Genomic DNA, 12578 nt, shown 5'->3' with positions numbered 1-12578 from the left:
CGCACCTTAGACGCGCGGGCTGAAGTCCACCTCCGACGGGCCCGCCTCCCCCGGCCACCACAGCCGGGCCGGTGCGGGCGGGGTTTCGGCGAGGACGCTGCCGCGCGAGACCACGTACCGGGGCCGGACCTGCCGGCGGATCGCCTCCTCGGGGCCCGGCGCCGGGAGGAGGACGAAGGAGGCGGGGGCGCCCGCCACGATGCCGTACTCGGAGGGGGACAGGCCGAGGACGCGGGCCGCACGGTCCGTCACCATCGAGAACGCCAGCGGGATGTCGTCGGCGCCGGTGAGCTGGGCGGCGTAGAGGCCGACGAGGGCGGTCTGGAGCGGGTTGGCGGTACCGAGCGCGTTCCAGGGGTCCATCACGTCGTCGTGACCGAAGGCCACGTTGACCCCGGCGGCCAGCATCTCCTTGACCTGGGTGAGGCCGCGCCGCTTGGGGTAGGCGTCGAAGCGGCCCTGGAGGTTGAGGTTCGCGAAGGGGTTGGCGACCAGGTTGATACCGGAACGGGCCAGCAGGCGCTGGAGCTTGAAGCTGTAGGCGCCGTTGTAGGAGCCCATGGCCGTGGTGTGGGAGGCGGTGGCGCGCTCGCGCAGGCCCGAGCGCAGGGCCAGGGTGGCCAGCACCTCCACGAACCGGGACTGCTCGTCGTCGATCTCGTCGCAGTGGGCGTCCACGCGCAGGCCGTGTTCCTCGGCCACCGCGAAGGCGGTCCGCAGCGAGGCGACACCGTCCTCGCGGGTGTCCTCGAAGTGCGGGATCGCGCCGACGACGTCCGCCCCGCGCGCGACGGCCTCGCGCAGCAGCGCCTCGCCACCGGGGAAGGAGACGATGCCCTCCTGAGGAAAGGCGACGATCTGCAGGGTCATGATGTCCCGCACCCGGTCGCGGACCTCCAGCAGCGCGTCGAGCGCGGTGAGGGACGGGTCGGTGACGTCGCAGTGCGTACGGACGTGCAGCACGCCGTTGGCCGCCTGCCAGCGCAGCACCTCGGTGGCCCGCGCGACCACGTCCTCGCGGGTCAGGGTCCGCTTGCGCTCGCTCCAGCAGGCGATGCCCTCCCAGAGGGTGCCCGAGGCGTTCGGGCGGGGCTGACCGGCGGTCAGGGCGGTGTCCAGGTGGATGTGGGGCTCGGCGAAGGGGGCGCTGAGCAGCCCGCCGTGGGCCTCGATGAGCACGCCGGTGGCCGGCGGCTCCTTCTGGTCGTCGTGCGGGATCACCCGGGCGATCCGGCCGTCCTCGGCGACCTCGACGTCGGACAGGCCGTGCTCGTGCAGCAGCCGGGCTCCCCGGACGATCATCCGCATGCGGTCCAGCGTACGCACGCGGCCCGCTGTTTCACGTGGAACGCACCTGCCCGGACGTTTCACGTGGAACGACGCACACGCCCGCACGCACGTTCCACGTGAAACGACGCACCCTCCACGTTTCACGTGGAACGCGCCGGGCTGGCCAGTGCCGAGGCTCAGCCCCGCTTGGCCTGCGCCTTCTGCTGCATGCCGCGCGTCTTCGCCGAGAGCGACTGGGCTTCCCTGCCCGCCGCTTTGGCGCGTGCCTCGGCCGCCGTGTTCTTCGCCACCGCGCGTTCGGAATCCTGGTGGCCGTGGTGCCCGCCACGAGCCTTCTTGGCCATGATCAACACCCTCTCGGGAGCGCTCGTCGTACGCACACCACCATGCGCCCGTTCGGCCCACTCGGCATCCCGGCCGCCCGGTGCGGCAGGACCCGTGAGAATGGAGCGCATGACCAGCGACAGCGACCTGAGCCCCGGCACCGACTCCGCTTCCGGGATGCCCGACTGGGAGAAGCGCTTCCGGGCGCCGCGCGTGGGACTGCCCGACTGGGCCGAGGACGCCCCGGACCGCTCGCTCTTCGTCTCGAACGCCACCGGAACCTACGAGCTCTACGCCTGGGACCGGGCCACCGGTACGCAGCGGCAGGCCACCGACCGCCCCAACGGCACCACCGACGGCGCCCTCTCCCCCGACGGGGAGTGGATCTGGTGGTTCTCCGACACCGACGGCGACGAGTTCGGCACCTGGGTCCGCCAGCCCTTCGCGGGCGGACCCGACGAGCCCGCCACGCCCGGGCTGGAGCCCGCCTACCCCGCCGGGCTCGCCATCGGCCGTGACGGCACGGCGGTCGTGGGACGGTCCACCGACGAGGACGGCTCCACGATCCACGTCGTACGCCCGGGCGGCGGGGCCCCTCAGGTGATCTACCGGCACCGCGAGTCGGCCGGCGTGGGCGACCTGTCCCGCGACGGGACCCTGCTCGCGATCGAGCACACCGAGCACGGCGACGCCATGCACTCGGCCCTGCGCGTGGTCACCCTCGACGGCGCCACCGTCGCGGAACTGGACGATTCCCGGGGCGGCACCGAGGAACTGGGCCTCGAGGTGCTCGGCTTCGCGCCGGTCGCCGGGGACACCCGGCTCCTCGTCGGGCACCAGCGGCGCGGCCGCTGGGAGCCGATGGTGTGGGACGTGGCCACGGGGACCGAGGAGGACCTGGCCATCGACCTGCCGGGCGACGTGAGCGCCGAGTGGTACCCGGACGGGACCGCGCTGCTCATCGCGCACGGCTTCGAGGCCCGCAGCGAGCTGTGGCGCTACGACCTGGCCGCGCGGGAACTCGTACGGGTGGACACTCCGCCGGGGACGGTGTCCGGCGCGACGGCCCGCCCGGACGGGACGGTGGAGTACCAGTGGTCCTCGGCAGCCGAACCGGCCGCCGTACGGTCCACGGCCGGCGGCGTCGTCCTGGATCCTCCGGGCATGCGGCCGCCGGGCTCGGTACCGGTGGAGGACGTGTGGGTGGAGGGACCCGGCGGGCGGATCCACGCACTCGCCCAGCGGCCCGTGGGCCACGGTGACGGGCCCTTCCCGACGATCTTCGAGATCCACGGCGGTCCCACCTGGCACGACTCCGACGCCTTCGCCGCCACCCCGGCGGCCTGGCTGGACCACGGTTTCGCGGTGGTGCGGGTCAACTACCGGGGCTCGACGGGCTACGGCCGTGAGTGGACGGACGCCCTCAAGCACCGGGTCGGCCTGATCGAGCTGGAGGACATCACGGCGGTCCGCGAGTGGGCCGTCACCTCCGGCCTCTCGGATCCGGCGCGGCTGGTGCTGTCCGGCGGGTCCTGGGGCGGCTACCTGACGCTGCTGGGCATCGGCATGCGGCCCGACGACTGGGCGGTCGGGCTGGCCGCCGTACCCGTGGCGGACTACGTGACGGCCTACCACGACGAGATGGAGGCCCTGAAGTCCCTGGACCGCACCCTCTTCGGGGGCACCCCGGAGGAGGTCCCGGAGCGCTTCGAGGCGTCCTCGCCGCTGACCTACGTGGACGCGGTGAAGGCGCCCGTGCACATCGCGGCGGGCGTGAACGACCCGCGCTGTCCGATCCGGCAGATCGAGAACTACGTGGACCGGCTCGCGGCACGCGGTGCGGTGCACGAGGTGTACCGGTACGACGCGGGGCACGGTTCGCTGGTGGTGGAGGAGCGCATCAAGCAGGTCCGGATGGACCTCGAATTCGCGCTCAAGCACCTGCCGCAGGGCCTGCCGCGCTGACCCGGCACCGGAGCCCCGGCGCACCCCCCGTACCGTTGGTGGGGTGCACCGGTTTCTCCTGACCCCGCGCTGGTGGGGGATCAACGTCTTCGTCGCGCTCGCCATCCCCTTCTGCCTGTTCATGGGGACCTGGCAGCTCGGCCGGTTCGAGGACCGCGTCGGCAGCCACAAGGAGGCGTCGGCCGAGCGTCCCGCCGCCCGTGCGGCCGCCCCGCTGGACTCGCTGCTCCCGGTGGACACGACGACCTCCGGGCAGCTCGCTTCCACGGCCGGAGAGTACGGACAGCAGCTCCTGGTCCCCGAACGGGAACTCCGCGGGAAGCCCGGCTTCTACGTCCTGACCCTGCTGCGCGCCGACTCCGGGAAGACGATTCCCGTGGTCCGGGGCTGGCTGCCGGGGCCGGCGGACCCGGCCAAGGCACCGGCCCCGCCGGCCGGGCGGGTCGAGGTGACGGGGGCCCTGCAGTCCTCGGAGAACTCGGGCACCAAGGGCGTGCACGCGCAGGGCGGGCTGCCGCCGGGCCAGCTCGGGGTGATCAGTGCGGCCACGCTGGTCAACCTGGTGCACGATCCGCTGTACGACGCATGGCTGACGGTGCAGACGCCGGTGGACGGGATGACCCCCGTGCCGGCGAAGGCACCGGCCAACACCGGGCTGGACCTGAAGGCCTTCCAGAACCTCGGCTACACCGGCGAGTGGTTCGTCTTCATCGTCTTCGTGCTCTTCATGTGGTTCCGGCTCTACCGGCGCGAGGTGGAGACCCTGCGCGACGCCGAGGCGGGGCTTCTGCCCGCCGGGGACGCGGCCCCGGCGGCGCGGGCGGCTACGGACGCGGCCCCCGGCACCGGCCCGGCCACGGAACCGGCACCGGAACCGGCACCGGCTACGGCGCGCCCGGCGGAATGAGACCCGTGCGGTAGACCGTGCCGCCGCAGGCCTCCGGGATGGTGGTCTGGGTGACGGGGGCGCCCGCGCCCGGGGTGTGGGAGACCTCCACCCCGGCGCCCTCCGGGTTCTCGGGGCCGCTCTGCGGGTCCTTGGCCGGCGCCTCGTCCGCGCCCGCCGGCTCGCCCGCGCCGGCCGTACCGTCCGCCGCACCGCCCCGCTCACCGGCGGCGGGCTGCGGCTGGGGCTTGAGCGACGCGCTGTGCGTGGCGGCCGGGCAGGACCGGTCGGAAGGCACCCAGGCGAACCGCACCTCGTAGGCGCTGTTCGGCTGGAGCAGCACGACCGGTGCCTCGGCGGACGGGTCGGGCAGCAGCGCGCTCGCCGGGTCCCCCGCCGTGTGGCCGGTCACCGTGACCGGCGGCTGCGCGGGCGGCGGGCCGACGGAGGCCACCGAGGCGGCCGTCACGGTGTCGGGGCCGGAGACCGTGCACCCGCGGGCGGAGACGTTGGTGACCTTGAAGCTGCCGTAGACCTTGCCGTCGGTCCCGGGGGGCCGGGCACTGCCCGACACGCCCAGCTGGTCGGCCGTGCACTCCGGCGCTCCGGGCGCGGCCCCCAGCGGCGGCAGCGGGCCGTGGCCGGCGCCGCCGGCGGGGGCGCCCGCTCCGGTGCTGGAGGGGCCTGCCACCGCGCCCCCCGAGGGGGAGCCGCTCGTCTGCGGGGACGGGCGCCCGGTGTCGGCGTCCCGGCCCTTGGCCGCGGATGCCACCGGCCTGGGCCCGGCCACGTCCTCGGAGCCGTTCTGGCGGGGATCGGAGAGGTCGCCCGGCTTGCCGCCCTGCGACTCCCCGTGACCGGCCATGGCCGAGTGTCCGGCCGCCGTCCCCTCGTCGGAGCCCAGGTGCAGCGCGGCCGGGACCGCGGTGCCGGCGAGCAGTGCCGCCGCGGCCGTCGCGAGGAGGGCCTGCCGTTTGCGGGCCCGGCGGGCGGGCACCGCGTGCCGCAGCCGCTCCAGGGCACCCTCGGAAGGCTCCAGTCCACAAACGGCCCCGGCCAGCAGGCCGCGCAGCGCCTGCTCGTCGGCCGTGGCCGTCCCGGCGGGGCCGGCCGGGTTCCTGTGGTCGTCCCTCATGACTGCGCGGCCTCCATCGCCACCCTCAGCGCGGCAATGCCCCGCGATCCGTACGCCTTGACCGAGCCGAGCGATATCCCGAGCGTCTCGGCGACCTGGACCTCCGTCATGTCCGCGAAATAGCGCAGGACGAGCACCTCGCGCTGGCGGCGCTGGAGTCCGCGCATCGCCCTGATCAGGTCGTCGCGCTCCAGCTGGTCGTACGCCCCCTCCTCCGCGCTGGCCATGTCCGGCATCGGCTTCGACAGGAGCTTGAGCCCGAGGATGCGGCGGCGCAGCGCGGAGCGCGAGAGGTTCACGACGGTCTGGCGGAGATAGGCCAGGGTCTTGTCGCGGTCCCGTACCCGCTTGCGGGCCGAGTGGACACGGATGAAGGCCTCCTGGACCACGTCCTCGCAGGAGGCCGTGTCGTCGAGGAGGAGCGCGGCCAGGCCCAGGAGGGAGCGGTAGTGGGCCTGGTAGGTCTCGGTGAGGTGGTCGACGGTGGTACCGGCCACGACCGGCCGCTCGGCGTCGCCGACGGCGTCGGCTCCGGCACCGGCGCCCGGCTCGCCGACGGCTGCGGTATCGGCCGGTATCAAGGCCTCCGGCGGGAGGGCACCGGCCGTCTGCGGGCTCGTGGGGGTGTCCGCGCTATCGCGGGGCGAGGGCACGCGGCCCCCCCGGGTCGGTGGTGCGATGTGCGGCACGCTGGCCGGCGGGACGGGCACGATCACGGGGAAACCGCCGCCGGGCGCGCCTGGGCGCCGCCGCGAGGGAACGATCCCGCTGCGCGCCGGTAGGACGGCCACGTCCAACAGTGCCTCTGCCACGCCCGTTGGACACGCGTCCCCCCGTCAGGGTTGTACGCGCGAGGCAGAGTCTTCAGCAATTTCCCGATTGCCTTCATGCGTACCCGCTCTTCCCGATTGCCCCATTCATCCAGGCGGCACTCGGACCATCACCTTGATCAAGGGATCACCACCGATCCTACAAAGCGATTACGCGAATTCACCCGCGATCAGTTCCGAGATCTGAGTCGCATTCAATGCCGCGCCTTTGCGTAGATTGTCCGCACATACGAAGAATTCCAGGGCCCTCGGATCGTCGAGCGAACCCCTCAGCCGCCCCACCCAGGCCGGATCGGTACCGGCCGCGTCGGCCGGGGTCGGGAACTCCCCCATCGCCGGATCGTCGACGAGCACCACACCCGGCGCGGCCTCCAGGACTTCCCGGGCGCGCACCGCGGCCACCTCCCGCTCGAAGCGCGCCCGCACCGTCAGGGAGTGCCCGGTCACCACGGGGACCTGTACGCAGGTCACGGCGACCGGCAGCGATTCCAGACCGAGGATGCGCCGGGTCTCCGCCCGCACGGCCAGCTCGTGCGAGGACCAGCCGTCCGCCCGCAGCTCGCCGGACCACGGCACCACGTTCAGCGCGAGCGGTGCCGCGAACGGCCCGGTGTCCTCGCCCACGGCACGGCGTACGTCCCCGGGCAGTTCCCCGAGGGGACTCCCGGCGACCTGGGTCAGCTGCCTGCGCAGCGCCTCCGCACCGGCCCGGCCCGCCCGGCTCGCGGCCTGGTACGAGGAGACGACCAGCTCGGCCAGCCCGTACTCGGCGTGCAGTGCGCCCACGGCGGCGATCATCGCGGCGGTCACGCAGTCCGGGCCCGCGACGATCCCGCGCGGCCGGTTCCGTACGGCGTGGGCGTTCACCTCGGGCACCACCAGGGGCACCCCGGGGTCCTCCCGGAAGGCGGCGGACTGGTCCACCACGACGGCACCGCGCGCGGTGGCCACGGGGGCCCAGCGCGCCGACACCTCCGCCGGCGTCAGGAACAGCACGACATCGCCGGCACCGAGGCCCTCGAAGGCGTCCTCGGTGAGGGCGATCACCTCGGTTTCCTCGCCGCGGACGGCCAGCACCCGGCCGGCCGAGCGCGGGGAGGCGATCAGGCGTATGTCGCCCCAGACGTCCGCCCGCTGGGACAGGATCTGGAGCAGGATCGATCCGACCGCTCCGGTCGCCCCGACCACGGCGAGCGCCGGGGCCGACCGGTGCGGGCTCATCGTCCGGTGCCTCCGTAGACGACGGCCTCGTCGCTGTCGGAGTCGAGGCCGAAGGCCGTGTGGACGGCGATCACGGCCGCGTTGACGTCGTCCTGGCGGGTGACGACCGAGATGCGGATCTCGGAGGTGGAGATCAGCTCGATGTTGACGCCCGCGTCGGACAGCGCCTGGAAGAAGGAGGCGGTGACGCCCGGGTTGGTCTTCATGCCCGCGCCGACCAGGGAGATCTTGCCGATCTGGTCGTCGTAGCGCAGGGAGTCGAAGCCGATCTGCGCCTTCGCCTTCTCCAGGGCGTCGATGGCCTTGTGGCCCTCGGTCTTGGGAAGGGTGAAGGAGATGTCCGTGAGGCCCGTGGAGGCCGCCGACACGTTCTGGACGATCATGTCGATGTTGATCTCGGCGTCCGCGATGGCGCGGAAGATCGCCGCGGCCTCGCCCGGCTTGTCCGGAACGCCGACGACGGTGATCTTGGCTTCGGAGACGTCATGGGCGACTCCGGAGATGATGGCGTGCTCCACCTGCTCGTCCCCTTGCGACTCGGGCTTCTCGTTGCTGACCCAGGTACCCGGCAGTCCGGAGAAGGACGAACGGACGTGGATCGGAATGTTGTAGCGGCGCGCGTACTCGACGCAGCGGTGCAGGAGCACCTTGGAACCGGAGGCCGCGAGCTCCAGCATGTCCTCGGAGGAGATCCAGTCGATCTTCCGGGCCTTCTTCACGACGCGGGGGTCCGCGGTGAAGACGCCGTCGACATCGGTGTAGATCTCGCAGACCTCGGCGTCCAGCGCCGCGGCGAGCGCGACGGCGGTGGTGTCCGAGCCGCCCCGGCCGAGGGTGGTGATGTCCTTGGAGTCCGCGGACACTCCCTGGAAGCCGGCGACGATGGCGATGTTGCCCTCGTCCAGCGCGGTGCGGATACGGCCCGGCGTCACATCGATGATGCGCGCTTTGTTGTGGACCGAGTCGGTGATCACGCCTGCCTGGCTGCCGGTGAACGACTGGGCCTCGTGGCCCAGGTTTTTGATCGCCATCGCCAGCAGGGCCATGGAGATCCGCTCTCCGGCGGTCAGCAGCATGTCGAATTCACGCCCGGCAGGCATCGGGGATACCTGCTCGGCGAGATCGATCAGCTCGTCCGTCGTGTCGCCCATCGCGGAAACCACGACGACCACCTGGTGGCCGTTCTTCTTGGCATCCACGATCCGCTTGGCGACGCGCTTGATGCCTTCGGCATCGGCTACGGAGGAGCCTCCGTACTTCTGCACGACAAGGCCCACGTGCGCTCCTCGCTCGGTCCGTCTCATTTGCTGGTGCAGTCTAACGAGCGGCCGGGATCCGACCGCCTCGTACCACATCATGAGATCAAAAGATCAGCGGAACGGTTGCCCCGCGGACACCACTAACCGGCCGGAACCAGCAGGAACCGGCCGGAACCACCCGGCACCGGAACCACCCGGCACGCGCTCGCTCTACTTGCGGCCCAGCTGGCCGAGCTCCTCGGCCATGACCGCGCCGGCCTGCTCCGCGAGGTCGTCCTCGGTCATGTCCTCGTCCGTGTCCAGGCCGTCCAGGGCCGCGAGCGGCTGGTCGAGGCGTACGTGGGCGATCAGCGACTGGAGGGCGCGCAGCATGGCCGAGGCCGTCGGGCCCCAGTTGGTGAAGTACGAGAACTGCCACCACCACAGGGCCTCGGTGACCCGGCCGGCCTGGAGGTGGATGAGCCCGTGCCGCAGGTCGGCGACCACGTCGGCCAGGTCGTCGGAGATCCGGTGCGCGACCGGGGTCTTGCGCGGCTCGTAGGGGTCGAAGACCTCGGAGTAGACGTCGACCGGCTCCAGCATCAGGGCGAACCGCTCGCGCAGGTCGTCCACGTCCGGCTCCGGGCCCAGGTCGGGCTCGTAGCGCTCCTCGGGGAGGACGTCCTGGTACGCGCCGAGCCGGCCGCCCGCCAGCAGCAGCTGGGACACCTCCAGGAGGAGGAAGGGAACGGCGCTGTCCGGGTCCTCGCCCTTGGCCACCTCGGTGACCGCGACGATGAAGGACTCGATCTGGTCCGCGATCTGGACGGCGAAGTCGTCCGGATCCTGGCCCTGGGCGTGCAGCGTTGCGTCAGACATCGAGAAGTCGCCTTCCTTCAAAGGCCCGCCCGAGCGTGACCTCGTCCGCGTACTCCAGGTCTCCCCCGACGGGGAGCCCGCTGGCCAGGCGGGTGACCTTCAGGCCCATGGGCTTGATCATGCGGGCGAGGTAGGTGGCGGTGGCCTCGCCCTCCAGGTTCGGGTCGGTCGCGAGGATCAGCTCGGTCACCGTCCCGTCCGCCAGTCGCGCCAGCAGCTCCCGGATGCGCAGGTCGTCGGGTCCGACGCCCTCGATCGGGCTGATCGCCCCGCCGAGGACGTGGTACTTGCCCCGGAACTCGCGGGTCCGCTCGATCGCGACGACGTCCTTCGGCTCCTCGACCACGCAGATGACCGCCGTGTCGCGGCGCGGGTCGCGGCAGATCCCGCACCGCTCCTCCTGCGCCACGTTCCCGCACACCGCGCAGAACCGGACCTTCTCCTTGACCTCCAGCAGCGCGTGCGCCAGGCGCCGCACGTCGGTGGGCTCGGCCTGCAGGATGTGGAAGGCGATCCGCTGCGCGCTCTTGGGCCCGACGCCGGGCAGCCTGCCCAGTTCGTCGATCAGGTCCTGGACCACGCCTTCGTACAACGGACTGCCTTCTTTCGTGTCGGGCGGGAGGGATGTCTACGGGGTGTCTACGGGGTGTCTGCCGGACGGGGGGTCCGGCAGGAGGGGCTCCCGGGACCGGACTAGAACGGCAGGCCGGGGATGCCGCTGCCGCCGCCCAGCGCCTGGGTCAGCGGCCCCAGCTTCTGCTGCTGGAGCGCCTGTGCGTTCTCGTTGGCCGCCTGGACCGCCGCGACCACCAGGTCGGCGAGGGTCTCGGTGTCCTCCGGGTCCACGGCCTTCGGGTCGATGACGAGGGCGCGCAGCTCACCGGAACCGGTGACGGTCGCCCTCACGAGACCGCCGCCGGCCTGACCCTCGACCTCTGCCACGGCCAGCTCCTCCTGAGCCGCCGCGAGGTCCTGCTGCATCTTCTGGGCCTGCTGAAGCAGCTGCTGCATGTTGGGCTGGCCACCACCGGGAATCACAGGTACTCACTCCGTACGTCGCAACGGCTGCGGATCGCCTTCGGGGAAGGCTCGGTCAATCCGAGCCTACGTGCTCCCCGGGCGCCGCGCCCTACGCCGGGAGGACCAACTCTTTCGGGTGAGAGGCCGGGCGTGCGCGTCCCTGCTGGAGCCCTCCTTGCGGGCGGAAAACCCGGGATTCGTTGTCCATCGCGCGTCATTCGAAGGTAGGAAGAGCATGCGCACCATTGCGCACACGCGCATCACACGTCAGCGCAGGCAGAGGGAGTGCCGGGTGAGTCAGCCGGAGATGCAGCCCGAGGGGCCACCCCGGGATCCCGCAGAGGACGGCGACCTCACCGGGCGGCCGTTCCCTCTCGGGGACTGGGGAGAGCCCGCCGAGCGGCTCGACGAGCTCTACCGGCGGGTGGAGGCCGACGCACTGCGCACGGCCGAGTGGTACCTGTCCGACCGGGCGTGGAAGCGCCGGGGCGCGCGGACGCTACGGGCGGGCGCGGCCGTCGGCGCCGTCACGGGCGCGGCGCTGCCACTGCTGGAGCTGACGGGCTCCGCCCCGGGCGCGGCCTCGTACGGCTACCTGTCGCTGCTGCTGGCCGCGGCCTGCCTGGCCTGCGACCGGTTCTTCGGGCTGACCTCCGGCTGGATGCGGGACGTGGCGACGGCGCAGGCCGTCCAGCGGCGGCTGCAGACGCTCCAGTTCGACTGGGCCTCGGAGAACGTGCGCGAGGTACTGGGACCCACCGAGGGGACCGCCAGTGAGGCCGCCGAACGGTGCCTGACCGTGCTGCGCCGCTTCTCGGAGGACATCACGGAGCTCGTGCGCTCGGAGACGGCCGACTGGATGGTGGAATTCCGGGCCGGGTCGGCGCCGCTGCTGATGCAGTCCCTGGCCGGGGCGCCCGCCCGCCCGGACCCGGGCGTCCCCCCGGCCCGTTTCCCGCTGCCCCCCGGCACCCGCCCCAACATGCCCCGGCAGCGGCCCCCGGAGCAGCCGCGCTGAACACGGGGGCGCGCCGCTCGCGGGGCGGCGCGCCGGTGGGGCGGTCAGGCGGTCAGGCGGTCAGGCGGTCAGCTGAAGATGATCATCGAGCCCTGGCCCAGGCTCCGGGTCGCCGCCGCGTGCAGGCCCAGCCACACGTGCCGCTCCCGGGCGAAGGGGCTCTCGTCGTACGGAACGGGCCCCGCGGGCTCCTCCAGCGAGGTCGGTCCCCCGGGCGGCGCCGGAGCGGCGGGCGGGTTCGCCGGGTCTATCCCGATCGCGGGGGCCACGAGGGCGAGCTCCCGCAGCAGCCCCTGCGCCGAGCCCAGCGGGCCGCCCCCGGCCAGCAGCTCCTCGTTCGCCAGCGGTACCGCGAAGTCCACCGGGACGTACGCCCCCGCGTGGTCGTAGTGCCACACCAGGTGCGACTGCTGCGCTGTGGCCTCGAACATCTCCAGCAGCTGCTCGTAGTCCCCGCCCAGCTCGTCCACCGGCGTCACCGGCAGACCGCGGATCTGGAGCAGGTACGCCCGCCGCAGGAAGTGCAGGGCGTCGTAGTCGAAGCCGGCCACCGGGGCCACGTCCCCGCTCAGGCCCGGCATGTACGCGAACACGGGAACCGACGGCAGACCCGCCTCGCCCAGCGCCTTGTCGTACGAGGCGATCTCTTCCGCGAAGGGGTTGTCGGGGCTGTGGCACAGCACGTCGACAAGAGGGACCAGCCACAGGTCACAGGCCACGCGGGCTCCGATCAGTCGTTGCCGCCGATCGGGCCAGGGTAATGCTCCGGACA

The 12578-nt window shown here is 72.7% G+C and carries 13 protein-coding genes; 3 read left to right on the top strand and 10 right to left on the bottom strand.

What is annotated here, in order from left to right; genetic code table 11:
• Nucleotides 1-6: 6 nt before the first annotated feature.
• Together codA and ACZ4WZ_RS15740 are read right to left on the bottom strand one after the other, a co-directional pair.
• Complete coding sequence (codA, locus tag ACZ4WZ_RS15745; protein WP_467890276.1) at nucleotides 7-1308, bottom strand: cytosine deaminase; 1302 nt, start codon at nucleotides 1306-1308, stop codon at nucleotides 7-9.
• A 158-nt stretch (nucleotides 1309-1466) separates the two neighbouring features.
• On the bottom strand, nucleotides 1467-1634 hold the full coding sequence (locus ACZ4WZ_RS15740; protein ID WP_467890273.1) for a hypothetical protein: 168 nt from the start codon (nucleotides 1632-1634) through the stop codon (nucleotides 1467-1469).
• A 109-nt stretch (nucleotides 1635-1743) separates the two neighbouring features.
• Between ACZ4WZ_RS15740 and ACZ4WZ_RS15735 the strand changes: the two genes are divergently transcribed.
• Together ACZ4WZ_RS15735 and ACZ4WZ_RS15730 are read left to right on the top strand one after the other, a co-directional pair.
• The gene (locus tag ACZ4WZ_RS15735) at nucleotides 1744-3579 is read left to right on the top strand and encodes a S9 family peptidase (protein ID WP_467890270.1); all 1836 of its coding nucleotides are present in this window, start codon (nucleotides 1744-1746) and stop codon (nucleotides 3577-3579) included.
• 43 nt (nucleotides 3580-3622) lie between these two features.
• The gene (locus ACZ4WZ_RS15730; RefSeq protein WP_467890268.1) at nucleotides 3623-4486 is read left to right on the top strand and encodes an SURF1 family protein; all 864 of its coding nucleotides are present in this window, start codon (nucleotides 3623-3625) and stop codon (nucleotides 4484-4486) included.
• Here ACZ4WZ_RS15730 and ACZ4WZ_RS15725 read toward each other — a convergent pair.
• The 7 genes from ACZ4WZ_RS15725 to ACZ4WZ_RS15695 form a co-directional block, all read right to left on the bottom strand.
• Entirely contained in the window at nucleotides 4464-5600 is a 1137-nt protein-coding gene (locus ACZ4WZ_RS15725) for a hypothetical protein (RefSeq protein WP_467890266.1), read from the bottom strand. The two genes, ACZ4WZ_RS15730 and ACZ4WZ_RS15725, sit on opposite strands and share 23 nt — an antisense overlap.
• A complete protein-coding gene (locus ACZ4WZ_RS15720) occupies nucleotides 5597-6316 on the bottom strand; it encodes a SigE family RNA polymerase sigma factor (RefSeq protein ID WP_467890263.1) in 720 nt (239 codons plus the stop codon). The genes ACZ4WZ_RS15725 and ACZ4WZ_RS15720 overlap by 4 nt, the downstream gene beginning before the upstream one ends.
• 264 nt (nucleotides 6317-6580) lie before the next feature.
• Nucleotides 6581-7651 (bottom strand): aspartate-semialdehyde dehydrogenase, encoded by a 1071-nt coding sequence (locus ACZ4WZ_RS15715; RefSeq protein ID WP_467890261.1) that lies wholly within the window; start codon nucleotides 7649-7651, stop codon nucleotides 6581-6583.
• Nucleotides 7648-8928, bottom strand: a complete 1281-nt coding sequence (locus ACZ4WZ_RS15710; RefSeq protein ID WP_007264986.1) for an aspartate kinase — start codon at nucleotides 8926-8928, stop codon at nucleotides 7648-7650. Before ACZ4WZ_RS15710 ends, ACZ4WZ_RS15715 begins: the two co-directional genes overlap by 4 nt.
• Nucleotides 8929-9120: 192 nt before the next feature.
• Complete coding sequence (locus ACZ4WZ_RS15705; RefSeq protein ID WP_467890258.1) at nucleotides 9121-9768, bottom strand: DUF5063 domain-containing protein; 648 nt, start codon at nucleotides 9766-9768, stop codon at nucleotides 9121-9123.
• Nucleotides 9761-10360, bottom strand: a complete 600-nt coding sequence (gene recR, locus ACZ4WZ_RS15700) for a recombination mediator RecR (protein WP_467890255.1) — start codon at nucleotides 10358-10360, stop codon at nucleotides 9761-9763. The genes ACZ4WZ_RS15705 and recR overlap by 8 nt, the downstream gene beginning before the upstream one ends.
• Before the next feature lie 101 nt (nucleotides 10361-10461).
• Nucleotides 10462-10806: a YbaB/EbfC family nucleoid-associated protein gene (locus ACZ4WZ_RS15695; RefSeq protein WP_388933403.1), complete on the bottom strand. Its 345-nt coding sequence runs from the start codon at nucleotides 10804-10806 to the stop codon at nucleotides 10462-10464.
• 274 nt (nucleotides 10807-11080) lie between these two features.
• Here ACZ4WZ_RS15695 and ACZ4WZ_RS15690 point away from each other — a divergent pair, with 274 nt between their 5' ends.
• Nucleotides 11081-11806, top strand: a complete 726-nt coding sequence (locus tag ACZ4WZ_RS15690; protein WP_467890253.1) for an SLATT domain-containing protein — start codon at nucleotides 11081-11083, stop codon at nucleotides 11804-11806.
• 68 nt (nucleotides 11807-11874) lie between these two features.
• Here the strand turns inward: ACZ4WZ_RS15690 and ACZ4WZ_RS15685 are convergent, their stop codons facing one another.
• Entirely contained in the window at nucleotides 11875-12525 is a 651-nt protein-coding gene (locus ACZ4WZ_RS15685) for a hypothetical protein (protein ID WP_467890251.1), read from the bottom strand.
• Nucleotides 12526-12578 lie beyond the last annotated feature (53 nt).

The organism is Streptomyces sp. NPDC029122 (assembly GCF_055569445.1).
This window is presented reverse-complemented; position numbering and strand designations above follow the sequence as displayed.

Excerpts from the sequence above, each read along its gene's own strand:
- ACZ4WZ_RS15715 (WP_467890261.1), bottom strand. The coding sequence starts at position 7,651 with ATGAGCCCGCACCGGTCGGCCCCGGCGCTCGCCGTGGTCGGGGCGACC.
- ACZ4WZ_RS15725 (WP_467890266.1), bottom strand. The coding sequence starts at position 5,600 with ATGAGGGACGACCACAGGAACCCGGCCGGCCCCGCCGGGACGGCCACG.
- ACZ4WZ_RS15740 (WP_467890273.1), bottom strand. The coding sequence starts at position 1,634 with ATGGCCAAGAAGGCTCGTGGCGGGCACCACGGCCACCAGGATTCCGAA.
- codA (WP_467890276.1), bottom strand. The coding sequence starts at position 1,308 with ATGCGGATGATCGTCCGGGGAGCCCGGCTGCTGCACGAGCACGGCCTG.
- ACZ4WZ_RS15735 (WP_467890270.1), top strand. The coding sequence starts at position 1,744 with ATGACCAGCGACAGCGACCTGAGCCCCGGCACCGACTCCGCTTCCGGG.
- ACZ4WZ_RS15705 (WP_467890258.1), bottom strand. The coding sequence starts at position 9,768 with ATGTCTGACGCAACGCTGCACGCCCAGGGCCAGGATCCGGACGACTTC.